Raw genomic sequence first — 26,598 nt, forward strand, 5'->3', positions numbered from 1 at the left:
CCTAGTCGTCGGCAGAGCTCTGTTTTTGCTCGTCATGCGTACCAAGGCTTAGTCGCACGGAGTTTAACCAAATTTTCTCTCGGCCGCTGTCGAGGTGTGCCTCCGCGCCCGCTTCATTGATCTCGGCGTTCAGTACCTTCTGCCGCCGGTCGATCAGAAAAACGTCGCGCCACCCGTCCTTTGCGACCTCGTCGTCTGCATCCCGTCTAATGAACCGCACGGTCCGGATCAGGGGGTCCGCGGACCAGCGCTGATAGACGGATTCCGAGTCGGAACAAACGCTCAACTGAGAACGAAGGCCCTCAAAGTCAAGGTCAGGGTGCGCAATCAGCGCATCGACTGTTTTGCCCCAAAGCTTTGAAAGCCCGGGGTCCGAGAGCTGCAGCTCCAGTATTTCCGATTCGAAATGCTGAAACAGATCGGGATGGTGGACTAAACCGATCACCAGCTGCGCCTCGCGAGCCGCTGATCCGGGTGCTCCCGTCGCGCCTTGGCCGAGACGCGAGCGGAGCGCCTCGGAGAGCCGGGTCGCCTTGACCGCACGGCCACGCTGCACCCGCTCCTTCTGGCGCTTGGAGGCGAAAAGCTCACCGCGCAGGGCGTAGAGCCTGTCCTTGAAGGCCCGCTGGAGGGCCGAGCGCATGGCCGGGTCCTGAATCTTCTGGCCACGCTCCTTCAGCTCGCCTTCCAGGGCGGCCAGCGCTTCGGCGGACTGGGTCCCGTGGCGGGCGAGGGCGAGGCGCCACATCGTCTCTTCGGCATCGGCACGCGCATCGACCTGCGCCTGCATGGCGCCCTTGCCGCCGCGCTTGATGAGATCGTCAGGATCCTCGCCATCGGGCAGGAAGACAAAACGAAGGGTCTGCTGCGGCGTCAGGAAAGGCAGGGCGCGCTCAAGGGCCCGCTCAGCCGCCGCCCGGCCAGCGCGGTCGCCGTCGAAGCAGAGAACCGGGGCAGGGGTCACGCGCCAGAGGAGCTTCATCTGCTCCTCCGTCAGCGCGGTCCCGAGAGGCGCGACGGCCGCAAACCCGGCCATGTCGAGCGCCAAGGCGTCCATATAGCCCTCGCAGACGAGGACAGGCGCATCGCCCTTCATCCGCTCCCGCGCACGGCCGAAATTGTAGAGGACGTAGCCCTTGTGGAAGACGTCAGTCTCGGGGGAGTTGAGATACTTCGCGGGGACGTCCTTCGACAGGGCCCGCCCGCCGAACGCGATGCAGCGGCCTCGCGTATCGTGGATCGGGAACATCACGCGGTCACGGAAGCCGTCATAGGTCGACCCGTCGCTCTCCCGCACCTTCAGGAGCCCGGCCTTCACAAGTAGCTTCTCGTCGACGCCGCGGCCAAGGAAGAACCGCTTGAGGCCGTCCCAGCCCGCGGGAGCATAACCAAGGCCGAACCGCTCCACCGCTGACATCTTTACACCCCGTCGCCGCAGGTAGTCGCGAGCGTCCCGCGCCTCGTCGCCCTCCAGCGCCTTGCGGAAGAACTGGTCCGCATCGCTCAGGACCTTGTAGAGGACCTCCCGCTCGGACATCCGCCGCGCTTCCTCGGGGGTGTTGCGCGGCACCTCCATCCCGGCGAGGGCCGCCAGCTCTTCAACCGCCTCGGGGAACGTCTTGTTCTGGTGCACCATCAGGAACTTGATGATGTCCCCGGACTGTCCCGACGAGAAATCGAAGAAGGCCATTTTCTCGTCATTCACGTAGAAGCTGGGGGTCCGTTCCTTGTTGAAGGGGCTCAGGCCACGCCATTCGCGCCCGGCCTTTTTGATCTGGACATGCCGCCCGATCACATCCGATGCGCGAAGCCGGGACTTTAATTCGTCCAAAAATTGCGGGGGATAGCTGGCCACGGGTCAGAAGGTACGCCCGCCCGGCCCGCGGGGCTACCGATCTTTATCAAGGCTCGCAGTCAGAAGTGTTACCAAATCCTTACCACTTATACGGGAGACTCGGCACGGATATTGTATCAGGTTGGTCAAGGAGACCGACCCGAGCGATGCGAGACCTGCCAGAACACGACAACCGCAAGGCAAGCCTGCCCGTGCTGACAGCACGCAGGGCCCGTCGCCTGCGCAATATCGCGGTGCTCGCTGTCTTCGGCAGCGCAGCAGCTGCAACGGTTTTCGCGACGGCTCAGGTCGAGAACAAATGGCCTGAGCCCAACGTCGAGGCGTTCCTGATGCCCGGCGAACAGCTGATGCGCCAGCGTCTCAAGGCCGAGGAGGCGTCAGGCGAAAACCAAGCGCAAAACGAAAGCATGGCCTCGCTTCGCGCGAGAAATGAAGAGAACCTCCGCCAGCGCTTCGATGAGAAAGAGCAGGGGCTCTGGGACAAGGCTCAAGGTCCCGACGGCAAGGACGACTTCGGAACCGATGGCGACCAGGCCGCAGCTCCCGCCACTGGTGATGCGCCAGGCGAAGCCCCTGAAGGCAAGGGCAAGGTCTTCACCGCTGAGAAGATCCAGGAGATCATCCGGGAAACCTTCGGTGGCCCGGCGGAACGCAGCTTCCCGGTTTTTGCCAGCCTTCCTGCCAGCTCACGCCCAAGTCCGGGCGGCTCTGGCGGCTCCAGCCGTCCCGGTGCACCTGTGACGGGTGACGCTGGCAGGCACAGCCCAACGGGCGGTGGTGGCATAGCCATCCCCGTCGGCGGAATTGGCAGCGAAGTCGTCAGGCAGGTTCTTCCTCTCGATGAAGACGAGGAAGGCGAGAACGGCAGCATCCCTGAAAACCCGGGCGACGATCAGCCGGACAATGGTCCGCCGCCGCCCGTGGTTCCGGACATGCCTGATGGCGAGGTGCCGATCCCGGCACCCCTGATCCTCCTGCCCACGGGTGTTCTGATCTTCAGGGCCGTGAAAGCCCGCGCCAAAGCTTAGCCCAGGCGCTCTTTCACGACCTTGTTGGCCGCGGAGAAGTCCATCCGGCCAGCATAGCCCGACTTCAGCGCGCCCATGCACTTGCCCATGTCTTTCAGGCCCTCGGCACCGATGTCGGCAATGACGCCATCAACAGCGGTTTCGATTTCCTGTGCGTTCATCTGCTGGGGCAGGTAGCCGCGAATCACTTCGTTCTCCGCGCGCTCCTGTTCGGCCATCTCAATACGGCCCGCGTCCTCATAGGTTTTGGCAGAGTCGTCCCTCTGCTTGACCATCTTGGTGAGGACCTGACGGACCTCATCATCGGAGAGGCCACAGCAGCGGTCTTCGCTCCTCGCCTGGATGTCACGGTCCTTGATCGCAGCCTGCATCAGGCGAAGCGTGGCAATGCGCAGCTTGTCGTCGCGCGCCTTCATCGCGGTCTTGAGGTCCGAGGCGATCTGTTTCGCCAGTTGTCCCTGCTCGCTCATAAATTCCTTCCGCGCGGGCGGCAGTTTTGCGTGCCCGCTCTATCTTAACCTCTTGCGTACGGCGCGACCGGGTGTATGCCCCTGGCCGTTTGCCAAGAATTCAAGAGGCTCCTCGGACCGGCCTGTCCGGACACAAGAGCCGCGGGAGATGATGTGCCGCTCAAGCTTAGTCAAGAGACCACTCCGCAGACTGTGACCGGCCTCCTCGTTTTGGAGGACGGAACCATCTTCGAAGGACAGGGCTTCGGCGCTGTCGGAGAAGCGGTGGGCGAGGTCTGTTTCAACACAGCCATGACGGGGTATCAGGAGATCCTGACGGACCCCTCCTACGCCGCGCAGATCGTGACCTTCACGTTTCCGCATATCGGCAATGTAGGCGTGAACGACGATGATCTCGAGAACGCTGCGCCAAATGCCGCAATCGCGGCCCGTGGAGCCATCGTCCGCGCTGACGTCACGAGCCCCTCGAACCACCGGGCGCGCCTCGATCTCGAGGCATGGCTCAAGCGTCGCGGAATCATCGGCCTCGCAGGCATCGACACCCGCGCGCTGACGGTCCGTATCCGGGAGCAGGGGATGCCGAAGGGCGTCATCGCGCACAGCCCCAATGGACGCTTCGAACGCGACTGGCTGATCGAGCGGGCCCAGAAGTGGGACGGGCTCGTCGGCATGGACCTCGCCAAGGAAGTGACCACTGACCGGCCCTTCGTGCTCTCCGGCACAGGACCGCACGTCGTCCTCATCGACTATGGCGTGAAGCGGAACATCCTCAACCGCCTCCAGGCTGAGGGCTGCAAGGTCACGGTCGTCCCGGCCCAGTCGAGCTTCGGCGACATCATGAGCCACCAGCCTGATGGCGTTGTCCTCGGCAATGGCCCGGGTGATCCCGCAGCGACGGCGGAGTACGCCGTTCCAGTCATCCGTGAGCTGATCGACGCGAAGATCCCGCTCTTTGGCATCTGCCTCGGTCACCAGCTGATGGCCCTCGCGCTTGGCGGCAAGACCAAGAAGATGGAGCAGGGCCACCACGGCGCGAACCATCCCGTGAAGGACCACGAAAGCGGCAAGGTCGAGATCGTCTCGATGAACCACGGTTTCACGGTCGACGAGGACAGCCTGCCCGACCGGGTGGAGAGCACCTACACCTCGCTCTTCGACGGCTCGAACTCAGGCCTCCGCGTGAAGGACGCGCCCGCCATGGCTGTCCAGCACCACCCCGAGGCGAGCCCTGGTCCGGAAGACAGCTTCCCCGTGTTCAAACGCTTCGTGGAGCTCATCCGTGAGCATACAAAAGCGGCCTGAAAATGCGCCTTCAGGCACTGCCTGAGGGCCGATTCGGAGCCTGAAGTTGAGGATTCATCAGGGCTTTAGCCTATGATGCACCGCAAGATTGCCAGCCGGTAAGGTCGTGGTTAACGTTCCCTTTCGGACATCGAAAAAGGGCACCTTTCCATGGTCATGAAAGCACTCGGCGGCATCCTCAATCTCGGCATCTTGCCGCTTGTCGTTCTCTTCCTCGTCACGCTCTTCGCGTCGGACTATCTCGGTCCGGTTCTTGGCGCAGGCGACACCCTCGGCAATCTCGTCGGCGGCCTCGTTCCCCTCAACGGCGCTGAAGGCGCAGGCGACAGCGCGTTTGGCGGTGACGGCCTTGTTACGCTCTTCCTCGGCGTCATCATGGGCCGCTTCGCAGGCTTCTTCGGCGGCCGCGACTAAGCGATCATCCTTTGGGGCATTTGGTGAAGGCCTTGGGCGTCAGCCCTGGGCCTTTACTTTGTCCGCATACATCTTTTCGAGCGGCTCATAGTGCAGCCAGAAGTCACGCGCCTCATCGCCATTGGTGAGATCGACCAGCAGGTCGAGATGCGCATGCCATCCGGCAGCCGCGCCTGACCTGTGCTCATCCTTCGCGAGCCGCGAGTGCTCGAGGTGAAGCTGCGTCCCGCCATCCTTCTCTTCGAGCCGTATACGGACATGTGTGTCTGCGCCGCTCTCCTCAGGCCAGCTGAAAGCCAGCTCTCGCGGCGGATCATAGGTCGTGATCTCCCCTTCGAACGTGATCGCCTCCGAACAGCCCGTCTTGCCGGGAGGAGGTGAATTAGAGATCCGGTTATGGTCGAAGGCGAAGACCATCTTCCCGCCCGCATGGGCATCCATGTCCCCGGCGCAGAACCATTTCTGGCGCAGGGCAGGGTCGGTCAGGTACTGCCAGACCACCTCCCGCGAAGCCTTGAGCTGCCGCTCGATCGTGAGCCTGTCTTCGAAAAGCTGAACATCCGTACTCATCGCTTCGTCTCCTCTTCGAGAGCGGTTTCAAGGGCGTCGAGAGCATCCGCCCAGAACCGCGCATAGCGTTCGAGCCAGTCCCGCGCCTCGCGCAGGCGCTTGGCTTCGAGCGCCAGGATCTGCTGCCTGCCGACCTTCCGCCTGCTGACGAGCCCTGCACGTTCGAGCACCTGTACGTGCTTCGAAGCCCCGGCGAGGCTCATGTCGAGCGGTGCTGCCAGGCTCGAAACGGAAGCCTCGCCTGCCGACAGCGCAGCAAGCATCCGCCTTCGGGACGGGTCGGAGAGCGCCTGAAAGATGGCGTCGAGATGCTGTTCTTCAACCATAAGGTTGAGTATCGCATGTGCGCCGAAAGATCAACCTATCGGTTGAATGAATGTCAGCGCGTGCCTTTGGGCGGTCCTCTGCGCGGGGCAGGCCCCTTCCGTGCAGGCGCACGCCGCGCCGAAGCCTTGCCAGCCGCGCCCTTGCGCGGACGACGCTCGAACTTGGCCGGTGCGTCGCCATCGCCGCTCCTGCGCGAGCGGTCGCCCTCGCGCCGGTCGCTTCGGGGGCCGGAGGGCTTGCCGCGCCGCTTCTCGTTCTCCCGCTCTTTCGCCGCTTTCTTCTCAGCCGCCTGCTTCGCAGCACGCCGCTCGCGCGTGTCCTCGGCCTCTTCGTCCGTGCGCCGCTTTTTGTTCTTCGAACGGCTGGCCGCGATCTTAGCCTTCTCATGGCGCGAGACAGGCTTCTTCTTCTCCGCCCTCAGCGGAGGTTTCTTCTTCGCACGCGGCGCCCGAGCAGGCTTCGCATTCTTTTCTTCAGGCTCGCCAGCCTTGGTGATCATCTCAAAGAGGAGCCCGCCCTGAACGGGCGTCACTTCGAGGAGGCGTACCTTCACCGGCATACCGAGCGTATAGGCCGCGCCCGAATGCTCCGAGACCATCGCGTTGCGCTTCTCGTCATGCTCGAAGCGTTCCCAGCCGAGGGTCCTCGCAGGAATGAAACCGTCAGCCCCCGTCTCATCAAGCGAGACGAACAGCCCGACCCGTGTGATGCCTGACACACGCGCAGGGAAGACCGCGCCCGTCTGCTCCTCGAGATAGCTCGCCAGCATCCGTGCAGCCGTATCCCGCTCAGCCTGAATGGAAGCCCGCTCGGTCTGCGAGATCTTCTCCGCCACCGTCTGGAGGCGGAGGGAATCCTCATCCCGCTCAGCACCCGGCCCAAGGCCCAGCGCCCGCACGATACCGCGGTGCACCGTCAAGTCAGCATACCGACGGATCGGCGAGGTGAAATGCGCGTAGTGCTTCAGGCTCAAGCCGAAATGGCCGATGTTCTTGGTGTCGTACACAGCCTGGCTCTGTGAACGGAGGATCGACATCGCGATGATGTCCATCTCCTCCCGCTCCCGCGCACGCTGGAGGACGGAGTTCAAATTCTTCGACGCCACATCCTCCGCCTTCGGAAGAGAGTAGCCGAGCCCTTCGAGATACTCCTTGAGCGTATCAAGCCGCTCGAGGTCCGGCGCATCATGCACCCGGTAGATCGCCTCGCGGTCGTGCTCCTGCAGCGTCTCCGCCGCGCAGACATTGGCAAGCACCATGAACTCTTCGATCAGCCGGTGGGCATCCATCCGCTCCTTCCGCGACACGCCAGTGACGTTGCCGTTCTTATCCGTCTCGATCACGCGCTCGGGCATATCGAGATCGAGGGGCTGCCTGCGCTCCCGCGCGATCACGAGAGCCCGGTACGCCTTGAAAAGCGTGCGGACCGTCTCCGGCCCCTCCATCGCGCCATCCTCAATGGCCTGCGCCTTCTCATAGGCGAGGTTCTGATGGTTCTTGATCTTGGCACGGAAGAAGCGGTGCTTCTTCTTCCCGCCCTTCGCCCCGATCTCGATCTCGCAGCAGAGCGCCAGCCGCACCTCGCCTTCGCGCAAGGAACAGAGGTCGTTCGACAGCCGCTCAGGCAGCATCGGGATCACCCGGTCGGGCAGGTAGGTGGAGTTGCCGCGCTTCTCCGCCTCACGGTCGAGAGCCGTTCCCGGACGGACGAAATAGCTGACATCAGCAATGGCGACGGTCAGGCGGAACCCGCCATCCTCCAGCTCCTCCGCATGCACCGCATCGTCATGGTCTCTCGCCGACGCGGGGTCGATCGTGACGAGGGGCAGGGCGGTCAGGTCCTTGTGGTGCTTCGAGGCTTCAAGGTCGAGCGCCTCGGATTCGGCGATCACCTTGCGCGGAAACTCAACAGGAATGTCCTGCTCGGCCACTGCGATGAGGGAGAGGTTCTTCTGCTCGTCCACCGAGCCGATCACTTCGGCGACCCGACCCCGGCGAGGCCCGTAACCGCGCTGGGTCTTAGGCTCCGCCCAGACAAGGTCGCCATCCTCGGCGCCTCCCGTGTCACTCTTTGCGATCTCGAAGCTTGTCTTGGTCTTCCTGCTGACAGGCTCCACGAACCCGCCCGAACGGGTGGAACGGAACACGCCGAGCATCCGGCCCGCAGGCTTGCCGAGCGCCTTGATCACCGTCGCCCGCACCCGGCCCTTGTCCTGGTGCAGCTTGCCGAGAAAGCGGTCCCCGACGCCGAGCGGCGGCTTCTGCTTCGCGGCTTCGGAGGAGAAGAGAATCACCTCCGCGTCGCTGTCGTCCTTGGTCAGTTTGCAGACGAGGTCGCCCTGGCTGTCCATCTTCTCAATCGACAGCACCGTGACAGGGGGCAACTGCCCGGGCTTCTTCGTCTTCTTGCCGTCGAGGGCGAGCTTCCCTTCATCCTCCAGCCTGCGGAGCGTGGCGCGCAGTTCGGTGCGGGCAGGGCCCTTGATCCCGAAGGCGCGCGCGATGTCCCGGCGGTCGACGGGAGTCTTCCGCTCGGCGTTCTCGCGTTCAACATAGGCAATGAGGTCTTGGTCTGAGGGGAAATCCATTCGCCCCCAATGGCACAGACCGCCCAATTGTCCCAAAGAGAAACAAGCTGAGCGGTAAGATTAGCCGTTTGTTAAGCGCAGATACCCCAATGGTTGACTGACTCTGAATCCGACACCCCCTGCGGAGCCTGTCATGACGACCCTGAAGAAGCGCTTCCTCCCAGTCTCCAGCCTGGCCCTGGTCACCGCTGCCTGTGCCGCGATCATTCTCGATGCCGCGCACGCCCAGCAGGTGCCAGTCCGCTACGGCACGGACCCGGGCTACTCCAGCGAAGCACCGCAGGTTCTCAGCTACGCGGACCGCGATGCGCCCGAGCCCACCGGCGAGATCGAGCACGTGGTCGAGCCGCGGGAGACCGTCTACGCCCTCGGCCGCCTCTATGATGTCAGCCCTGCTGCGATCATCGAGAAGAATGGCCTGCGCCGCCCCTATGGCCTCGAAATCGGCCAGGTGGTCCTGATCCCCGTGAAGCCCGAAGAGGACCTGACCCGCATCCGCGAGGTCTCGACCTCGCGCCGCGATATGCCCTCGGCCCGTGAACTTGCAGCTCTTGAGAGCACCCGCCGCATTCCGGTCACCACGGGGGATTACATCGTCCGTCAGGGCGATACGATGTATTCGATCTCCCGCCGATTCGGCGTGTCGGTGGCCCAGCTTGCCGCTGCCAACAGCATTCGCGCGCCCTACACGATCAGTCTCGACCAGCGCCTCGTTATCCCGGGGCTTCAGCAGGCTCCCCAGCAGCTTCCGCGCATGGCCCGTTCGGAGGCTCTCGAAGCCCGTGCGCCCGTGCGCCGTCCGGTGCAGGAGCAGCTCGACCGCAAGATGGTCGAAGAGACCATGACCCCGCGTTCGCTCCCTGAGCTTGGCGCCGGCAGCCCCTTCGCCTGGCCCGTCCGTGGCCCCGTGCTCACTGATTTCGGTGATGCGCTGAAGACCGGCGGCCGCAGCGACGGCATCAACATTGCCGCCCCGATCGGCGCACCGGTCCGCGCTTCGGCTGACGGCGAAGTGGTCTATCGCGGCAATGAGCTCGACGGCCTCGGCAATCTGCTCCTCGTGAAGCACGATGGCGGATGGGTCTCCGCCTACGCCCACGCCGACGCGATCCTCGTCCGCAAGGGCGACTATGTCCGCCAGGGCCAGGTGATCGCCAAGGTGGGCCGCAGCGGCACAGTCGACCGTCCGCAGCTTCACTTCCAGCTTCGCAAGAACCTGCAGCCGCAGGACCCGATCATCGCCATGCAGGGCGAGCTCGACGGCGCGACCCTGACGGCTGCGAGCCTCAGGAAGCGCTAAGCGCGGCGGAGCTTCAGAGCTCCGTCACCGTCCCATCGTCGGCAATCAGTTTCGGCCGCTTTGCCTGCAGTGAAGCGCCGATGATCCCTGAGCGGGCGACGATCTTTACCGGCACGTAGGCGAGGTGCTTGGAGCGCGCAGCTTCCGGAACCTCGGCCATGTAGACCCAGATCTCGCCGTCGATATCGCCTCGGTCGTTCTCTTTGTAGCCAGCGACTTTTTTCTGGAAGAGGCGGCACTTGTAGGCATCGCCCTTGAACCGGCCCGGGCCGTTCTTGGAGATGTATTCCTGCCCGTCGGGCTCCATCACCAGATCGAATCGCCTCCGGCCATCAAGCACAGGCACCGCGCGGTCGCAGGGCTCTCCGCCCTCAGCGACAGGAGTGAAGGCCAGCGCCACGAGAGCGGCAAGGGGGTCCACGGCGTCCTCAGCCTGCTCGACCGAGACGGGCTCACGGAAATTGTACTCAGGCAACGCCCACAGGCGGTAACGCTCAGCTTCGGCCTCCCGATAGATCTCGGTGCGCTGCTGGTCGTCTTCGCCGTTGAAGTCGTGGTTGTAATAGTAGCTGGAGACAATGTCGGAGGACTGGGGCGCAAAGAGGCCCTCGGCGACAGCCACCGCCTCGCCATCGGAGAACCAGCGGGCGATGCCGCGCTGCTCCATCTTGTAATCCACGCGGTAGCCCTTGTCCGTGACCTTCACGTCGAGGAACACCCGGCCGATATCGAGGCCAGCCAGTTCCCCCTTCAGCGTCGTGTTGTAGGTCACGCCGCGGCCGATATCGAACGGCGCCTCGCCAAGCGGCGTCTCCGTCGGGTCCACGGCAAACAGCTTCTTCCACGCCTCTGTCCCGGGGTCGGGGTAGGGCCCCGTGTCACTGACGACAGCGGAGGCAGCCCCGAGGGCGAGGAGGGAACAGGCGGCAGCGCGAACCATGGTGGACCTGACTTTGCTCATACGGACTTCCCGATAATACCTCAGAAAGCTAAACGTCTCGCAGCGCAGCGAAAAGGGAAGGAACTCTTTCCCACGTCATTGTAACGCTTGACGCGCTCAGGTCTCGCCGCTACGCGCCGCGCTTCCGATTTCTTTTGATTTGCTTGAGGTCACCCCATGTCCCGCGTCTGCGAGTTCACCGGCAAAAGGCCGATGGTGGGCAACAACGTTTCCCACGCTCAGAACAAGACGAAGCGCCGTTTCCTTCCGAATCTGTGCAATGTCACCTTGATGAGCGACCGGCTCGGCCGTCAGTTCAAGTTCCGCATTTCCGCTGCAGCCCTGCGCTCGGTGGACCATGTGGGCGGTCTTGATGCTTTCCTCACCAAGGCGAAGGACGATGTCCTCTCGGACCGCGCCCGCAAGGTGAAAAAAGACATCGCTGCGGCAGTGTCGGCCTAACTGATCTCCTTTGATCGCCTTCCGGCGGCAAGCGGGAGGGGCGAATGGCGGCTTCCAAGCCATCGAAAAGGCTGGGCTCTGAGTCGATAGAGCCCATGGTCACGGAGCGTTTCTACGACCGTGAACTGAACTCGCGTGAGCGGGCAGTCCGAGGGCTGCGCGCCACGCTTCAGGGCTTTCTGAAAGCCCTGGCTCTCGCCGGGATCATGCTGCCCTTGCAGCTCTTCGGGATCCTGACCCTCGATCTTCCGCTCTCTCTCTTCGACGCCTTCGCACCGACGCAAGGGCTCAGGCCGTCCGCGTGGATGAGCCTTGGCGAGGGGCTCCTGATGCTCCTCGTTCTGCTGACCATTCTCATGACGAGGCGATGGGGCGCGGGGGCCGTTGCCGGCTCGGCGCTGCTTGGGTGGGCGTTGACCTTCTCGATCATCACGATGCTGATCGTCGAGCTTGCACCGGAACTTCAGGACGGCGACTTCCCGAGCGGCCGCTTCATTTCGGTGCTGATCATTTCCTGGGTGGCAGGTCAGCTCTTCGCAGGAAGGGTCTTCGACATCACGCGCGGCGGGAACTGGTGGAAGGCACCATTCTTCGGTGCAGCCTTCGGCTACGGCTTCCAGGCACTGATCTATTTCCCGGGAGCCTTCGCCGGGACAGGCGCGCCCTGGCTCTGGTGGATGCTGATCTACCTCGTCATCACGACGGCGATCTCTCTGGCCTTCGTCCTGATCTACGGCCCACTCCGCAGGCTCATCGTGCCGAAGGCGGGCCTCGGCGGCCGCTTCGACTAGGGTTCAGACCCTAGAGCGGACAGCTTTCGTTCAGCCGCAGGCTCATCAGAACCGTGCGCTGGATGTCGTTGTGATTGTCGTCCGAGATCAGAAGAAGATGCGGCGCGCCATTCTTTGCACGGAAGAACGTCATGCCTTCCATGTTGTCGGCACCGTCAAGAAACGTCAGCCGTCCAAGCTCCTCCGCAGGCAGGACATCAGTCGCACCTGACCCGAGCTCTCCCACAGGCACAGCAGCGATCCGCGCACGCGGCCCCTTGGCCCGGCTATAGGCGCGCTCGAGGATTAAAAGGGTCTCACCTTGATCATCGACGCTCAGATCGGTGACGGCATGCTCGTCCCGGGGTTTGTGAAAGCCTGATGCCGCAGCGATGCCATCCTTCGCGATGACCACGGGGGAGAGGCCGCCGGCGAAAACAGTCTCGGGGATCGCAACATAACCGCCGCCGGGCAGGGCGGTCACGCCCTCATATCCGCCATTGCCCTCGACGCCGTCGACAACGCCGAAGTTCATCTCGATACGGACAGCCTCTGCGCGCAGGTCATCGACCTCAACCATCACGAGGTCCTGCCGCCGCTCACGTGACACGAAGAACCCGCCATCGGCACCGATCAACGCTTCGGTATCGCGCACAGGCCGGATCTCGCGGGCAGCAAAGCCCATCTCGCGCATCACGCCGTTCGACAGGCTGACCACTTCGCCCTCATCGCTGATCTCGACATCAGCAAAGAGGAGGTGCGCCCGGTCAGAGAGAAGTGTGAGCTTCTTCTGCTCCTCATCGAGGTGCATCCCGGAATAGCCGCCAAAAGCTTCCGGTCCGAAGAGGACGTGCCCCGACACCATGGTCATGCAGCCAATCTCGAGGCCATTCTCACCAAGGCCCGGAAAGGCACGCACACGGATGGGTGCGGGCATGTCTGCCGCGGCTAGGGCCGAAGCGGCCAGAAGCATTGAGATCATGCGCGTTTCCTACGCGGGCGAGGGGCCCGGCTCTCATCTTCGAACAGCGCCGCCAACTGCTCGGTCATCGCACCGCCCAGCTGATCGACGTCGGAGATGGTAATCGCCCTTCGATAAAATCTCGTGACATCGTGCCCGATACCAATCGCGAGAAGCTCGATCGGCGAGCGGTTTTCGATCTGCGCAATCACCTCGCGCAGGTGCCGCTCGAGATAGCTGCCGCCATTGGCCGAGCTCGTCGTGTCATCGACCGGCGCGCCGTCCGAGATCACCATCAGGATACGCCGCTGCTCTGGCCGCGCCATTAGCCGGTCATGGGCCCAGAGGAGCGCCTCGCCGTCGATGTTCTCCTTGAGGAGTCCCTCCTTGAGCATCAGCCCGAGATTGTCCCGCGTCCTCCGCCAGGGAGCCGAGGCCGATTTGTAGATAATGTGCCGGAGGTCGTTCAGGCGCCCGGGATGCTTGGGCCGTCCGTCTGCGACCCATTTCTCCCGAGACTTACCGCCTTTCCAGGCCATGGTCGTAAAGCCCAGCACTTCGGTCTTCACCGCGCACCGCTCCAGCGTCCGCGCGAGAATATCCGCGCAGATCGCCGCCACCGAGATAGGACGCCCACGCATCGATCCTGAATTGTCGAGTAGGAGCGTCACCGTCGTATCGCGGAACTCCTGCTCCTGCTCTTGCTTGAAGGAGAGGGGCTGGAACGGGTCCGTCACCACACGGCTCAGCCTCGCAGCATCGAGCACTCCTTCGTCGAGGTCAAACTGCCAAGCCCGGTTCTGCTGAGCGAGCAGCCTCCGGTGCAGCCTGTTCGCCAGCCGCGCCACAACCGCGTGCAGCGTCTCAAGCTGGCCATCGAGCTGGTTCCTCAGCCGCGCCAGCTCTTCCGGTGCGCAAAGCTCATGGGCATGGGCCACCTGATCGAACTCTGTCGTGTACGCACGATAGACCTCACCAGAATCACCCAGCGTCTCCCGGCGCAGGATCGGCGCCTCGTCGCCCGCATCGTCGCGGGGGTCGCCTTCATCAAGCTGCTGCGGATCGTCGTTGATCTCCGCATCGCCATCATTGGCCTCGCCAAAATCAGGGGTCTGGTCCTCGGGCTGCTCGCCACCATTCTCGGTGTCTTGATCATCCTCGGACTGAGCATCCATATCAGGTTGCTCGTTCTCGTCCGGCGGCGCGTCTTCGTCGTCCTTCTGGTCGGTGTCCTCCTCGCCAGTCTTGTCACCAAGGTCGAGCGCCTCGATCAGGCTCCGCGCGAGGTCAGAGAATGCCGTCTGGTCGCCGTGCGCCGCATGCTCAGCCAGCGCATCGAGCGCTTCGCCAGCGGTGTTCTCGATTTCCTCTCGCCAGAGGTCGACCAGCTTCTCGGCAGATTTCGGCACCGCCCGGCCCGTCATCCGCTCCCGCGCGAGAAGAGAAACGATGTCCTGAACCGGCACATCCTGCCGGTCCTCCATCCTCTTATAGCCCTTCTCCTCGAGCCGCCGGTCCAGCGCCGCGTCGAGATTGTCGCCAATGCCCTTCAGCGCGTTCGACCCCAGCGCCTCACAGCGCATGTCCTCAAGCAGCTGGAAGAGGGCCCGCCCTTCAGGGTTCTCAGGCTGAAGCTGCATGTGCAGCGCCTGATCATGGTGCGCGAGCCTGAGCGCCGCGCTATCCGCCTGGCCGCGGCTGACGGATACCTTCTTCTTGTCGAGCCTCCGGGGTGGAAGCGGCAACCGCGCCTCATTCCCTGCCACAACAGGCTGATCCCCGCCAAACTTCACCTCGGCATCGGGCTCAGCCGCAATCGCCCGCGTCGCGGAGGCAATCACACGCTTGAAACGCTCAGACGGGCTCTCTTGATGATCCATCAGCGGGACTTAAGGCGCAGCGCCCCGAATGTCAGCCCGAACCCTTGCGGCGAAGCGCTACGTTTTCCGGCCGAGGAGGTGGCTGAGCACCCTTCGCCAGAAGGGCGCGCGGAGCTCTTCCCAAGAGACCGAGCCGTCGGCGTGCCGCCTCTCGCGAAACGCGATCCCTCGCTCGTAGATGATCCGGGGTTTCTCCCGCCTCAGGAGACCAAACGGCATGGCCTCAAACGTCCAAGGCTTCCTGCGCAAAGGCGGCGTTGTCCTGAATGAACTGGAAGCGCGGCTCGGCTTTCTTGCCCATCAGGCGGCCGAAGAGGTCAGACGCTTGATCGAACTCGTCGGGGAGCTGAACGCGGGCGAGCTGGCGCGTTGCGGGGTTCATGGTCGTGTCCTTGAGGTCCGCGGCGTTCATCTCGCCGAGGCCCTTGAAGCGTCCGACGTCTACCTTAGCATTCGCAGCAAATTCCTCCGCACGCAGCTTTTCCCGCTGGGCATCGTCGAGGGCGTAGACCGTCTTTCCGCCATGGCTGAGGCGGTAGAGCGGGGGCTGGGCGAGGTAGAGGTGCCCGGCATTCACGAGCTCCGGCATCTCCACGAAGAACAGCGTCATCAGTAGCGCCGCGATGTGGGCTCCATCGACGTCGGCATCGGTCATGATGATGACCTTGTCGTACCTGAGATCGTTCACGTCGAAGTTCTTGCCCAGCCCGACACCGAGCGCGAGGGCGATGTCCATCACCTCCTGGTTGGCCATGATCTTGTCGCGGGTGGAGCTCGCGACGTTCAGGATCTTGCCGCGTAAGGGGAGGATCGCCTGCTTCTCGCGATTCCGCGCCTGCTTGGCAGAGCCGCCAGCCGAGTCGCCCTCGACGAGGAAGATCTCCGTGCCCGTCCTATCCTTCGCGGTGCAGTCCGCGAGCTTGCCGGGCAGGCGGAGCTTTTTCATGGCTGAGGCGCGCTGCACCTCTTTCTCCTTACGCCGACGAACCCGGGCCTCGGCCTGGTCGATGACGTGCTGGAGGAGCTTCTCCGCTTCCTTGGGATGGTCCGCAAGCCAATGGTCGAAGGCCGGGCGCACGACGCTGTCAGCGATCTTCTGCGCCTCGACCGTGGCGAGCTTGTCCTTGGTCTGGCCCTGGAACTCAGGGTTCGAGACGAAGACCGACAGCACAGCCGCTGCCGTACCCAGAACATCTTCCGCAGTGATCGACGCGGCCTTCTTGTTGCCGGTCATCTCCGCATAGGCCTTGAGGCCGCGGGTAAGGGCCTGCCTGAAGCCTTGCTCGTGGGTGCCGCCTTCGGGCGTCGGGATCGTGTTGCAGTAGGAGGAGGTGAAGCCGTCCGCCATCTGGCCAGCGGGGCTCTGGAAACCGGCGCCGCCCCAGGCGATGGCCCACTCCACCGTGCCGTGGCCGCCATCCTTCTGCACACGTCCTGAGAATAAAGACGACGTCACCGTAGGCCGCTCACCGACGATCGAGGCGAGATAGTCGCGCAAGCCGCCGGGGAACCGCAGGGTTTCTTTCTCAGGCGTCGGATCATTCTCCTGAAGAAGCGCCTTGTCGCAGGACCAGCGCACCTCCACCCCGCCAAAGAGGTAGGCCTTCGACTTCGCCATCCGGAAAAGCCGCGAGGGCTTGAAAGCAAGCTTCTTCCCGAAGATCTCAGGGTCCGGATGGAACTTCACCGTCGTTCCGCGCCGGTTGGGCGCCTTGCCGACCTTCTTCAGCTTCGAGGTCGGAAGCCCCCGCGAATAGGTCTGGCGATAGAGCTCCTGGTCCCGCGCCACCTCGACGGAGAGATCATCCGTAAGCGCATTGACCACCGAGATACCGACACCGTGCAAACCACCGGAGGTCGCATAGGCCTTGTTCGAGAACTTACCGCCCGCGTGGAGGGTCGTCATGATGACTTCGAGCGCCGACTTGGTCTTGAACTTAGGGTGCTTGTCGATCGGGATGCCGCGACCATTGTCGCCAACGGTGAGGTAACCGTCAGCATCAAGATGAACCTCGATCCGGGTCGCATGGCCTGCCACGGCTTCGTCCATCGAGTTGTCGAGCACCTCGGCGAAGAGGTGGTGCAGGGCGCGCTCGTCGGTGCCGCCGATATACATGCCGGGGCGCTTGCGGACGGGCTCGAGGCCTTCAAGGACCTCGATATCCTTGGCGCTGTAGGAATCGGCCTTGGGGGCGCGGCGGGTCGCGGACATGCTCTCTCCGGCAGTTCGGAACGGATAAGGAACGTCAGCGCTTAGGCTGATCTGCCCGCCAGTGAAAGGCTAACGGAGCCGTCTGGGGATAGTTACCCGCCGCATAGGTTCGCCAAGGGAGGCTGTCGCGCGCTCGGGCGTCTTCTCGCTGTCCTCGTCCTCGTCGCTCTCCGTCTCGTGGAGAGGGCCGGCCAGCTCATCAGGCAGCACGTTCTCCGCCTTGCGGAAGAAGCGGTTGAGCCAGGGCCAGCGCTTGCGCATCGCCTTGAGGAGCTTCGCCGCATAGGGGTTCGACGCGACGAGGATCACCACGCCGATGAAAAGGATCAGGAGGCCCAGAGGGATGGGCGACAGGGTCAGCGGAATGCCGATCAGCACAAGCGCGGCACCGACCACGTTCCCAATGATGCGCCAAAGAAGCATGAGCCCTGCCTTCCTGAACTCAAGGTAAGGGCGGACGGCATCTCCGGCTAGGGCAGGCGTGAAATCTTCACACCAAGACCGGGACGGGAGCGCGGGGGCTGACCCCTTGTGGCGTCACATCACAGACGACGGCCCGCATGTGGACGCCATTTTCAGCGGCCCAGCTCAGGCCCTCGGCATATTTCGGGTCGAGATCGGCGGCAGCCTTCACCGCCTCCGCATCACCGCGCTGGACGATGAAGAGGAGGAGGGCATCCGCGCCCGTCTCCTGCGCCCGGACCAGCTCGCGCAGGTGCTTGAGGCCCCGGGCCGTCACGCAGTCCGGAAACTCCGCCACGCCGTCTTCCCGGCGCAGGAGGTGGCAATTCTTCACCTCGATATAGAGGTCCCGCTCGCCCGGCTGGAGGAGGTCGATCCGCGACTTCTCCTCGCCGTAGCGGACTTCCTTCCGAAGCTCGCCTTCAGGATCGATCCCCTCGACGAGGCCCGCCTTGATCGCTTCCACCGCCAGCTTGTTCGGCAGGTTCGTATTGATCCCCACAGGCACCGTCCCGCCCGGAGAGCTCGGGCAATCCACCACCTCCAGCGTTAGCGGCAGCTTCCGCGCCTTGTTCGCCGAACGGCTCAGCCAGCAGGGCGCGCCCTCGGGCGCCACCCCCAGCATCGCGCCTGGGTTCGGGCAGTGCACCGTCTCCTCCCGCCCATCGGGATGGGCGACATCGGCAAGGAAGCGCTTGTAGCGGCGGAGGAGGGTTGCAGGCTCAAGGGGCGGGTCGAAAAGCATGGCAGCATCCAAAGCGCGGTTCTTCGCCTCTGTCACGGCAAACGGGGTGTGATCCTCCGCGAGCGCATCTATAAGCCGCCGATGACCGACCTCCCGAAATACCCCCGCGTCGCCTGCCTCCTCATCGGAGACGAGCTCCTCTCAGGCCGGACGCGTGATTCCAACTCCCACCACCTCGCCCAGAAGCTTCACGAGCGCGGTCTTCCGCTGATCGAAGTGCGCGTCGTTCCCGACGAGGAGATCTCCATCGTCAAGGCGCTCAGGTCCCTGAAGAAGCGCGCGGACATCGTGTTCACCTCGGGCGGGATCGGCCCGACCCATGACGACATCACCGCCGACGCCGTCGCCTCCGCCCTGCAGGTCCAGATCGGCGAGCGTGAGGACGCGATGGCCATCCTCCGCAAGCACTACGCAGCCAGGGGCGAAGACGTCACCGACGCCCGCCGCCGCATGGCGCGCATCCCCGACGGCGCGGAGCTGATCGAGAACGGCATCTCCGGCGCGCCGGGCTTCTCGCTCAAGGGCGTCTACGTCATGGCCGGGGTGCCTGCGATCTTCGAGGACATGCTTGCCCGCGTCCTGCCGACCCTCCCTGAGGGGCCGAAGGAGACGGTCTACACCGTCGCAGGCACCATCGGCGAAAGTCAGATCGCTGACGGCCTCAAGGACCTGCAGATCGCCCTCAAGGGCCTGAAGATCGGCTCCTATCCCGGCCCAACAGGGCAGGGCGGCCAGCTTTCCATCGTCTGCAGCTCCCACAATCCGGCCACCGCGGAGCAGGCTGCCCTCGCCGTGAAGGCGCTTTTTTCAGCGCAAGGGGTCGATGCTGAGATCCTTGAGGGAAGACCGCGTCAATCTTAGGAAAAAGATTAGGCGAACTGTGACCATCTTTTGGCGTTATCCTCATCATGGTCGAGAGAGAACGCCATCACAGGCAGAACGCCGTGCTCGTTTGCGAGGATGATCCCGTACAGGCGCACGCCACCGTCAGCGTCCTGCAGGCGCAGGGCTGGCGCGTCATTGGCCCGGCAGTCTCCGCCAAGCAGGCTGCACGATTGGCCGAAGACGAAACGATCTGCGCAGCGCTCCTCGATGTCTCGCTTGATGGAGGTTCGTCGGCCGAAGCTGGCTCGATCCTCCGTGCCCGCGGCGTGCCTTTCGCCTTTGTGACGTCCTACGGCCCCGCAACCGCCGCGACCCTCGGTCAGTTCTCGGAGCATCTCGTGGTTCCAAAGCCGATCACCGCGGAACTTGTGGAGCAGATCCTCGATACGCTCCTGACGCCGCACCGGGCAGCGGCACTCCGCGAAGCTCCCGCATTGTCAGCGACCCCCTGATCAGTCCATAAGACCCGAACGCGCGGGCGTGGCGGAATGGTAGACGCAGCGGACTTAAAATCCGCAGGCCTTGGCCGTGAGGGTTCGAGTCCCTCCGCCCGTACGTTACGTTTTCTATCTCACGGCGTGCAGCGCCTCCGATGGGGCGGTGCAGAAGCGCCGGACGCACGCTTGTGCGCCTTCGAGCGGAACCGTCGGGATGAATGAACAGCGGCGCAGGTACCGCCTCCCTCTCCCTAGGGGAGAGGGATCGAGGGTGAGGGCTTCGGAGATGGTCCGCAAAGCGGATCAAAACCTCCGGGGGAGGTTTTGAAGGCGAAGAAGGCCACGGCAGTGGCTCCCCTCAGGAAGAACCATCAAAGCCCCAGCGCCTCCATCAAAAGCCCCGCCTGCACATCCCAGGCCTCCGTGCCCGGAGCAATCAGCTCCACATGCCCGCCGGGCACCTCCACATACCGCGCCTCGCCACCGGCGCGCAGCACGGCATTCGTATAGGCCTCACCCAGCAGCGGAGGCGCGATCCTGTCGCGCGTTGCGTTGACGCTGATCTGCTCTGCCTGCGGAGGAAGAAGCCCAGCCAGCGACGTCTCCCGCAGCACATCCGGCCGCTCGTCTGTCACGGGCCCCGTCAGAAGCTCCATGACATCGGCAAGGCAGCTCTTCAGCGTCACCGGCTCCGACATCTCAAGATCAGCAAGACCGCCGGAAACCACTACAGCTGCAATCGGTTGATGCGGCTCACGGCGCAGCGCGCTTCCGCCAGGCAGGTTCCTCCGCGCCGAAGCCCACGCTGCCAAGTGCCCGCCCGCCGAGTGTCCGAACGCCACCACCCGGCTCGTATCAAGGTTCAGCTCCGTAGGCGCTTCGGAGATCAGGTCCACCGCTTCCGTCACATCAAGAAACGTCCCCGGATACCCGCCGCCTGCCTCATCCACGCCGCGATACTCGATGTTCCAGACCGCCATGCCCCGCTGCCGCAGGTCTTCGGCTGCATAATTCATCAGCGTACGGTCTGCGATCGCCTTCTGCCAGCAGCCACCATGGATCATCAGGACGAGCGGATGAGGACCCTCACCATCCGGCACCCAGACATCCACAACGCCAGCGTCGCCCTCGCGATAGCGCAGCGTCGCCTGAGGCTCAGGCAGCTCCCCCGACGTCAGGTCCGGCCACTGCATCAGAGGCGCAGGCTCGGCCACCGCATCAGCAGCAGGCGGAGCATCCGCGCAGGCGAGGACGGACAGGCCGAGAGCGAGAGCAGCAACGAGACGCATGATGTTCCTCCTGAGTGGCGAGACGGTAGAAGCGCTCGCAGCCCCTGTCACTGTTCCCATGGTCGGAGGTTCCGCCTCCCTCTCCCTGTGGGAGAGGGATCGAGGGCGAGAAATTTCGGCGTCCGGCGCGGAAAAACCCTCACCCGAAATCAAAGATTTCGACCTCTCCCTTGGGGAGAGGTGAAGTCGCGCACTCCTTAGCCCCCACTTTCCAACGCTCCCCAAAACCCCCAAGAACCCGCCCCATGTCAGACTTTCCGACCTCCGCCGAAGAAGCCGCAGCCTTCGACGCAGCAGACCCGCTCGCCAGCCGCCGCGCGCTCTTCGAGATGCCTGAGGGCCTCACCTACCTCGTCGGCCACTCTCTCGGCCCGGCAACCCGAACGGCGATCGCCCGGGTGGAGGAGGCCGCTCGTCAAGAATGGGCCGGGGGCCTCGTCGCCAGCTGGAACAAGGCCGGCTGGATCGATCTCGCCAAGAAAGTCGGCGGCAGGCTCGCCCCGCTCATCGGCGCAGCGCCCGAAAACGTCCTGATCGCCGACTCCGTCTCGGTAAACCTCTTCAAGCTCGCAGGCGCCGCCCTACCGCACGTCCGCACCAAGACGATCATGGTCGAGGATGACGAATTTCCGACTGACCAGTACATCGCTGAGGGCCTGTCAGGCCTCTCCGGCGCGGTGTTCGACCGCCTCAAAGCGGGCACGGCCTTCGATGCGCTCGCAAAGGGCGGCGTCCTGATCAAAAGCCTCGTCGGCTATCGCTCTGGCCTCATCGCAGACGTTGCCGCCTACGAGGCAGAGGCCGAGAAGCACGGCGCCATGATCGTCTGGGACTTGAGCCATGCCGTTGGCATCGTCCCCGTCGCGCTCGAAGCGGACGGCGCAAAGCTCGCCGCTGGCTGCACCTACAAATACCTCAATGGCGGCCCCGGCGCGCCCGCCTTCCTCTACGCCGCACCCGGGATCGTTGAGAAGCTCCAGAACCCCATGCCCGGCTGGCTCGGCCACGTGAAACCCTTCGCCTTCGATCCCAACTATCAGCCTGCTGAGGGTGTCGAGCGCTTCACGGTCGGCACGCCATCGATCCTCTCACTCTCCGCCCTCGATGGTGCACTTGCGGCATTCGAGAGCGTCACCCCTGCAGACCTCCATGCCAAGGCAGGCACGATGGGCGACATGGTGCTCTCACGTATCGAAGGCCTCGCGAAGTACGGCGTCAGCGGAGCATCGCCAAGGGATCGCGCCGAGCGGGGAGGGCATGTCAGCTTCACCCACGCGCAAGGCTTCGCCGTGGTCAAAGCCCTTGCAGCGCACTCCATCGAGAGCGATTTCCGCGAGCCCACGACCATCCGCTTCGGCCTGTCGCCGCTCTTCCTGTCCTACGCTCAGCTCTGGGCAGCGATGGATGTGCTCGAGGATATCTTGGTGACCGGAAGCTGGGACCGTCCCGCGTTCAAGGTCAGGTCGAAGGTGACCTGAACGGGTCCGTCATCAGATCCGTGAACGGCTTGTCTTCCGCGCCCTCGACACCATAGGCACCCTTGCGCGGCGCCTCTTCATAGCTGCCAAAGAACCGATCGAAGAACGTGGTCAGCGTGCCGTAATTGCTGTCTGTATACCGACGCTCAGGGATATGATGGATCCGGTGATGGTCCGGCGACACCACGACCTTCCGCAAAACGTCGTCGGCCTTCTGCCCGAGCCTCAGGTTCGAATGGTGGAAGCCCGCAGCAATCACCACCGCAGCGTCAAAGATCAGGATCGCCGGCACGGAGACATCGAACAGCAGGACATAAACCCCGCGCACCAGCGCCGATAGGATCACCTCGCCCGGATGAAACCGGAGCGCCGAGGTCACATCGAGAAAGCCGTCATAATGGTGCACCCTGTGAAACCGCCACAGGAACGGCACCTCATGGTTGGCGCGATGCCACCAGTAGATGAAGAACTCGAGGATAAAGAGGTCCGTCAGCACACGGACCCACATCGGCCACGTCTCGCGCCACGGCGCCCCGAACTGCGCTGCCGTCAGCGAGACCGGCGTGACGATCGCAAAGGTCGCCCCGAGGCCGACGACACCGAGCAGCACATTGCGCACAATCCTGCCGCCACCTTGGCCCGACGAGAACGCCGGACGCAGACGCTCCGCCGCCAGCCAAAGGCCGAGCAGAGCAATCGTCGCGATGGTCAGGTACAGCGTCACCGGAAGGACCTAGGCCCTTTCCCGCCCCTTGGGAACTCTGGTTGAGTTCTCCCGGCACGCCCAAGCCAGAGGCTCAGGAAGCAGGCATCGCCGCAATGAACGCTTCGGCCTCGGCAATCGCCCGGTCCATCTCTCGGATCAGGGCATCAACCCGCGTCTCGATCTGCGCCAGCTCGGCGTCTAGCCCAGCAATCGCGCGGGCGTTGAGGTTGTGCTTCAGGAACAGCACCTGGTCCTCGAAGACCTCCATCACGGGGTCCATCCGGTCCGCAGCAGCATTCATCGCGGAGAGCACCTGCTCATAGCGGGCCTCGGTATCGCGCAACTGCTGCTCCGAGCGGCGACGCAGGTCGGCGGAGGAGTAGTCGTTCAGCTCCTGCCGCCACTCCCGGAACAGCGCAGAGCCAACATTCTCGATGGAATCGATCCGCGAGCGCACGACATTCGCCTCGCCCTCGAGCTTCGCATATTGCTTGGAAAGCCGGTCATAGGTCGCCGCAAGGTCACCGCCGTCGAAGTTCACGAGCTCACGGTACTGGGTCAGCGCGTCCTTGAACTCTTCCTGCGCGCCAGCCTGCGCATCCCGCGCATTATCCACCCGCCGGACCAGGAGGTCCCGCTTCTCGATCCCGACATTCTCGAGCGCCTGGTAATAGGTGCTCGCGCAGCCGGAGACGACGACGCTGCCGAGAAGAAGGGCGATGGCGGAAGGAGCGCGAAAGACCATGCCTTCAATATGGCGGGTTCCGCCCTGCTTCCCAACCCAAAACCACGTGACAGGCCAGCGAACTGCAGTCGGCGAAAAGAAAAGGCCGGCGCAGCATCCTGCACCGGCCTCCGTAATTCTGATCTGCCCGAAAAGGGCAGGGGCGCCTTACTCGGCGTCGTCGTCCTTGACCTCGGTGGCCGGGACCTCGTCGGGTGCGACCTCTTCGTCGTCGTCCTCAGCCTCTTGCGACTTGAGGCCCGACGGAGCGGCGATGGTCGCGATGGTGAAGTCGCGGTCGGTGATGGTCACCTCGACGCCCTTAGGCAGCGACGTGTCGGAGATGTTGATCGTGTCCGAGAGCTCTTTCGCCGACAGGTCGAACTCGAGCGCTTCGGGGATCTCGGTAGCCGGCGCGACCACTTCCACGTCGTGGCGCACGACGTTGAGGACACCGCCTTCTTTGAGGCCCGGGCAGGTCTCTTCGTTGAGGAAGCGGACAGGAACGTTGACGGTCACGCGGGTCTTGGCGTTGACGCGCATCAGGTCGACATGCATCGGCAGGTCCTTGATCGGGTCCACCTGGATGTCACGGCCGATGACGCGCTGGTCTTTGCCTTCGAGCTTCACGATCGACATCACGTCAATCAGGTTGCCCGTGTTGTACGCCTTGAGCACCTCGTTGTACTTCATCTTGATGTTCATCGGCTCTTCGTCACCGCCATAGATGATGGCAGGGACCCAGCCGTCACGGCGAACGGCGCGCGAGCCGCCGGTGCCGGAGCGCTTGCGGGGCTCACATTCGAATTCAAAAGCGTCAGACATGGCTCTCTCCTCTCATTCATCCCGCAGACCGGACCTCCGGCCCCCGGAAGAAGAGCCCAGCCGCCAAGAGCGAAGCAGCAGGACCCGGGTTTCCTGGAAGCGCGGCGGGTAGGGGAAAAGGGCAGGGATGGCAAGTGCGAAGTCACTGAACCCGCGCCTTGCAGCCTTACCGATGGAACCATACGTAACCTGTTGAAGGGCGTGCGTGATGATCCCAATCCTCGGCGAGGTGACCTGTTTATCCATCGCGGCTGACATCGCCACCACCGGCGTGGTCGCGGGGACGATCGCGAAGTACAGAGATATCTGCGACCGCGCGCGCCGTCTCGATGATGAGACCAACGAACATATTGGCCGCGCGCTTCTCACAGCACACTATCGCTCCGCCCGAGAGGTTTTCCTTCTCACGAGGGAGCAACACCCTCCGAAACGCTTCAGCCTGCACGTCGGCCCTCCACAACCGAAGCTAGCGCTTCGTTTTATCGCCGAGCAGTATCTGCTTCTCAGCAAGGAACTCCCGCGTGCCCGTCTTGAGGCACTGACAGCGGAATGGCGGTCGGCACTCGACTGGGCCCTCAGCGATCACGACCTCGATCCGCACGAACTGTCGGCAGGCTTCGGTAGCCGTCTTGCTGACGCAGCCCGGTCGCAATTCGACAGCGACATTGAAGACTGGCGGCGTCGGGATTCGCTTGCAGCGGAGAGAGCCGCTTCACTGTTTACCGAGCCATCGGGGTACCTCGCCTACTTCCGTGGAGCCCTCTGGCAGGAGTTCAAGAGCGAAAGGCGGCCTGAGTTCAGAAGGGCGTACGGGGTGATCCTTCAGCGCGAAACGAAGGACGGTATCGCGCAGCTGAAAGTGGCCCACGCCCAGTCAACCCAAGCGATCCTGGATCGCATCGACGGGGCCGAGAAGTTCCTTGGCGAGAAAATAGACGATCTGGCCGCGCAGGGTGATACGCAGCATAAAGAGCTCTTGGCGAGGTTTCGTCATCAGGATGCTCTGATAGAAAAGCTCACGAATTCGCTCGGTGACAAGGACGCTTCCCCCGCTGCCCGCGAGGATCAGGCTGAAGCTATCGAGCATATCGTCACCTCGGACGACAAGGTGGATGAGCGAGCGTCGGAACTGCTGGCTGAGGGTGCAGTCGACGACGGTTTTGACCTGCTCGTGGCCCGCGCCGAGAGAGAGATGGAGACTGCGGTCCAGCGTTACCGCGATATCGCGGACCTCGCCCAATTTGTCCGCATCAAGACCGCCGTCCTTGCGATGGAGAAGGTCTGCGCCGGGGCGCCGGTGTTCTGGGATTGGGTCAAACTCTCCCGTTTTCTGAAAATCGACGGGCGTCTGAAGGATGCGGAAGTCGCCGCACGTAAGGCGCTGGCGGCCGCAGAAGACGACCGCGACCGATCCGTCGGAAACAACGAACTCGGCGATGTCCGCGTGGCGCAGGGAGACCTTCCCGGCGCGCTGTCATCCTATGAGGCGGGCCTTGCGATCGCAGAAGAGCTTGCCGGGCGTGACGCCGGGAACACGGAATGGCAGCGTGACCTGTCGGTCAGCCATAACAAGATCGGCGATGTCCGGAGAGCGCAGGGAGACCTTCCCGGCGCGCTGTCATCCTATGAGGCGGGCCTTGCGATCCGGGAAGAGCTTGCCGGGCGTGACGCTGGGAACACGGAATGGCAGCGTGACCTGTCGGTCAGCCATGACAGGATCGGCGATGTCCGGAGAGCGCAGGGAGACCTTCCCGGCGCGCTGTCATCCTATGAGGCGGGCCTTGCGATCGCAGAAGAGCTTGCCGGGCGTGACGCCGGGAACACGGAATGGCAGCGTGACCTGTCGGTCAGCCATAACAAGATCGGCGATGTCCGGAGAGCGCAGGGAGACCTTCCCGGCGCGCTGTCATCCTATGAGGCGGGCCTTGCGATCGCAGAAGAGCTTGCCGGGCGTGACGCCGGGAACACG

At 63.7% G+C, this 26,598-nt stretch carries 24 protein-coding genes, 1 tRNA gene and 1 pseudogene; 11 read left to right on the forward strand and 15 right to left on the reverse strand.

Features of this window, described 5'->3' with window-relative positions; translation table 11 throughout:
• Nucleotide 1 precedes the first annotated feature (1 nt).
• Entirely contained in the window at nucleotides 2-1,831 is a 1,830-nt protein-coding gene (gene dnaG, locus HK107_RS08790; protein ID WP_173198613.1) for a DNA primase, read from the reverse strand.
• Nucleotides 1,832-2,001: 170 nt separating this feature from the next.
• Here dnaG and HK107_RS08795 point away from each other — a divergent pair, with 170 nt between their 5' ends.
• Complete coding sequence (locus HK107_RS08795) at nucleotides 2,002-2,883, forward strand: hypothetical protein (RefSeq protein WP_173198615.1); 882 nt, start codon at nucleotides 2,002-2,004, stop codon at nucleotides 2,881-2,883.
• Here HK107_RS08795 and HK107_RS08800 read toward each other — a convergent pair.
• Nucleotides 2,880-3,353, reverse strand: coding sequence for a GatB/YqeY domain-containing protein (locus HK107_RS08800; RefSeq protein ID WP_173198617.1), 474 nt, complete (start codon nucleotides 3,351-3,353; stop codon nucleotides 2,880-2,882). The two genes, HK107_RS08795 and HK107_RS08800, sit on opposite strands and share 4 nt — an antisense overlap.
• A 75-nt stretch (nucleotides 3,354-3,428) precedes the next feature.
• Between HK107_RS08800 and carA the strand changes: the two genes are divergently transcribed.
• Nucleotides 3,429-4,655, forward strand: coding sequence for a glutamine-hydrolyzing carbamoyl-phosphate synthase small subunit (gene carA / locus HK107_RS08805; RefSeq protein ID WP_173198619.1), 1,227 nt, complete (start codon nucleotides 3,429-3,431; stop codon nucleotides 4,653-4,655).
• Between the two features lie 150 nt (nucleotides 4,656-4,805).
• Nucleotides 4,806-5,069: a hypothetical protein gene (locus HK107_RS08810; RefSeq protein ID WP_173198620.1), complete on the forward strand. Its 264-nt coding sequence runs from the start codon at nucleotides 4,806-4,808 to the stop codon at nucleotides 5,067-5,069.
• A 39-nt stretch (nucleotides 5,070-5,108) separates the two neighbouring features.
• Here the strand turns inward: HK107_RS08810 and HK107_RS08815 are convergent, their stop codons facing one another.
• From HK107_RS08815 to rnr, 3 genes are read right to left on the reverse strand one after another with little or no spacing between them, the layout of a single operon-like run.
• Complete coding sequence (locus HK107_RS08815; RefSeq protein WP_173198622.1) at nucleotides 5,109-5,639, reverse strand: SRPBCC family protein; 531 nt, start codon at nucleotides 5,637-5,639, stop codon at nucleotides 5,109-5,111.
• Nucleotides 5,636-5,965 (reverse strand): ArsR/SmtB family transcription factor, encoded by a 330-nt coding sequence (locus tag HK107_RS08820; RefSeq protein WP_173198624.1) that lies wholly within the window; start codon nucleotides 5,963-5,965, stop codon nucleotides 5,636-5,638. Before HK107_RS08820 ends, HK107_RS08815 begins: the two co-directional genes overlap by 4 nt.
• Nucleotides 5,966-6,018: 53 nt before the next feature.
• Complete coding sequence (gene rnr / locus HK107_RS08825; protein ID WP_173198626.1) at nucleotides 6,019-8,553, reverse strand: ribonuclease R; 2,535 nt, start codon at nucleotides 8,551-8,553, stop codon at nucleotides 6,019-6,021.
• Between the two features lie 133 nt (nucleotides 8,554-8,686).
• On the opposite strand from rnr, the gene HK107_RS08830 reads away from it, so the two are divergent.
• The gene (locus tag HK107_RS08830; RefSeq protein ID WP_173198628.1) at nucleotides 8,687-9,853 is read left to right on the forward strand and encodes a LysM peptidoglycan-binding domain-containing M23 family metallopeptidase; all 1,167 of its coding nucleotides are present in this window, start codon (nucleotides 8,687-8,689) and stop codon (nucleotides 9,851-9,853) included.
• Between the two features lie 13 nt (nucleotides 9,854-9,866).
• Here HK107_RS08830 and HK107_RS08835 read toward each other — a convergent pair whose 3' ends face one another.
• Nucleotides 9,867-10,814, reverse strand: a complete 948-nt coding sequence (locus tag HK107_RS08835) for a DUF3108 domain-containing protein (protein WP_173198630.1) — start codon at nucleotides 10,812-10,814, stop codon at nucleotides 9,867-9,869.
• 156 nt (nucleotides 10,815-10,970) lie between these two features.
• Here HK107_RS08835 and rpmB point away from each other — a divergent pair, with 156 nt between their 5' ends.
• Both rpmB and HK107_RS08845 read left to right on the forward strand, forming a co-directional pair.
• Nucleotides 10,971-11,255: a 50S ribosomal protein L28 gene (rpmB, locus tag HK107_RS08840; protein ID WP_173198632.1), complete on the forward strand. Its 285-nt coding sequence runs from the start codon at nucleotides 10,971-10,973 to the stop codon at nucleotides 11,253-11,255.
• A gap of 44 nt (nucleotides 11,256-11,299) precedes the next feature.
• On the forward strand, nucleotides 11,300-12,046 hold the full coding sequence (locus tag HK107_RS08845) for a hypothetical protein (RefSeq protein WP_173198634.1): 747 nt from the start codon (nucleotides 11,300-11,302) through the stop codon (nucleotides 12,044-12,046).
• A 10-nt stretch (nucleotides 12,047-12,056) separates the two neighbouring features.
• Here the strand turns inward: HK107_RS08845 and HK107_RS08850 are convergent, their stop codons facing one another.
• From HK107_RS08850 to sfsA, 5 genes are all read right to left on the reverse strand, one after another.
• The gene (locus HK107_RS08850) at nucleotides 12,057-13,007 is read right to left on the reverse strand and encodes an esterase-like activity of phytase family protein (RefSeq protein ID WP_173198636.1); all 951 of its coding nucleotides are present in this window, start codon (nucleotides 13,005-13,007) and stop codon (nucleotides 12,057-12,059) included.
• Nucleotides 13,004-14,866, reverse strand: a complete 1,863-nt coding sequence (cobT, locus tag HK107_RS08855) for a cobaltochelatase subunit CobT (RefSeq protein WP_173198638.1) — start codon at nucleotides 14,864-14,866, stop codon at nucleotides 13,004-13,006. The genes HK107_RS08850 and cobT overlap by 4 nt, the downstream gene beginning before the upstream one ends.
• A 223-nt stretch (nucleotides 14,867-15,089) precedes the next feature.
• Nucleotides 15,090-17,078 (reverse strand): DNA topoisomerase IV subunit B, encoded by a 1,989-nt coding sequence (gene parE, locus HK107_RS08860; RefSeq protein ID WP_173198640.1) that lies wholly within the window; start codon nucleotides 17,076-17,078, stop codon nucleotides 15,090-15,092.
• Nucleotides 17,079-17,147: 69 nt separating this feature from the next.
• Nucleotides 17,148-17,501 (reverse strand): sulfite exporter TauE/SafE family protein, encoded by a 354-nt coding sequence (locus HK107_RS08865; RefSeq protein WP_173198642.1) that lies wholly within the window; start codon nucleotides 17,499-17,501, stop codon nucleotides 17,148-17,150.
• A 67-nt stretch (nucleotides 17,502-17,568) separates the two neighbouring features.
• Nucleotides 17,569-18,285, reverse strand: coding sequence for a DNA/RNA nuclease SfsA (gene sfsA, locus HK107_RS08870; protein ID WP_173198644.1), 717 nt, complete (start codon nucleotides 18,283-18,285; stop codon nucleotides 17,569-17,571).
• An 81-nt stretch (nucleotides 18,286-18,366) separates the two neighbouring features.
• Here sfsA and HK107_RS08875 point away from each other — a divergent pair, with 81 nt between their 5' ends.
• The 3 genes from HK107_RS08875 (at nucleotide 18,367) to HK107_RS08885 (ending at nucleotide 19,725) form a co-directional block, all read left to right on the forward strand.
• Nucleotides 18,367-19,146 carry a competence/damage-inducible protein A gene (locus HK107_RS08875; protein ID WP_173198646.1) on the forward strand — a complete coding sequence of 260 codons (780 nt, stop codon included), beginning with the start codon at nucleotides 18,367-18,369 and terminating at the stop codon, nucleotides 19,144-19,146.
• 47 nt (nucleotides 19,147-19,193) lie between these two features.
• Complete coding sequence (locus HK107_RS08880) at nucleotides 19,194-19,622, forward strand: response regulator (protein WP_173198648.1); 429 nt, start codon at nucleotides 19,194-19,196, stop codon at nucleotides 19,620-19,622.
• Nucleotides 19,623-19,644: 22 nt separating this feature from the next.
• A tRNA-Leu gene (locus HK107_RS08885) sits at nucleotides 19,645-19,725 on the forward strand.
• 253 nt (nucleotides 19,726-19,978) lie between these two features.
• Here the strand turns inward: HK107_RS08885 and HK107_RS08890 are convergent.
• Nucleotides 19,979-20,896: an alpha/beta hydrolase family protein gene (locus tag HK107_RS08890; protein ID WP_173198649.1), complete on the reverse strand. Its 918-nt coding sequence runs from the start codon at nucleotides 20,894-20,896 to the stop codon at nucleotides 19,979-19,981.
• A gap of 245 nt (nucleotides 20,897-21,141) precedes the next feature.
• On the opposite strand from HK107_RS08890, the gene HK107_RS08895 reads away from it, so the two are divergent.
• Nucleotides 21,142-22,374 carry an aminotransferase class V-fold PLP-dependent enzyme gene (locus HK107_RS08895; RefSeq protein ID WP_173198651.1) on the forward strand — a complete coding sequence of 411 codons (1,233 nt, stop codon included), beginning with the start codon at nucleotides 21,142-21,144 and terminating at the stop codon, nucleotides 22,372-22,374.
• Here HK107_RS08895 and HK107_RS08900 read toward each other — a convergent pair.
• From HK107_RS08900 to HK107_RS08910, 3 genes are all read right to left on the reverse strand, one after another.
• A complete protein-coding gene (locus HK107_RS08900) occupies nucleotides 22,355-23,098 on the reverse strand; it encodes a sterol desaturase family protein (RefSeq protein WP_173198653.1) in 744 nt (247 codons plus the stop codon). The two genes, HK107_RS08895 and HK107_RS08900, sit on opposite strands and share 20 nt — an antisense overlap.
• 73 nt (nucleotides 23,099-23,171) lie before the next feature.
• Nucleotides 23,172-23,825 carry a DUF2959 family protein gene (locus HK107_RS08905; protein WP_173198655.1) on the reverse strand — a complete coding sequence of 218 codons (654 nt, stop codon included), beginning with the start codon at nucleotides 23,823-23,825 and terminating at the stop codon, nucleotides 23,172-23,174.
• Nucleotides 23,826-23,972: 147 nt separating this feature from the next.
• Nucleotides 23,973-24,629: a 50S ribosomal protein L25/general stress protein Ctc gene (locus HK107_RS08910; RefSeq protein WP_173198657.1), complete on the reverse strand. Its 657-nt coding sequence runs from the start codon at nucleotides 24,627-24,629 to the stop codon at nucleotides 23,973-23,975.
• A gap of 208 nt (nucleotides 24,630-24,837) precedes the next feature.
• On the opposite strand from HK107_RS08910, the pseudogene HK107_RS08915 reads away from it, so the two are divergent.
• A pseudogene (locus tag HK107_RS08915) lies at nucleotides 24,838-26,598 on the forward strand (hypothetical protein); the annotation flags it as partial.

It is taken from the genome of Parvularcula mediterranea, assembly GCF_013085255.1.
Taxonomy (GTDB): Bacteria; Pseudomonadota; Alphaproteobacteria; order Caulobacterales; family Parvularculaceae; genus Parvularcula; species Parvularcula mediterranea.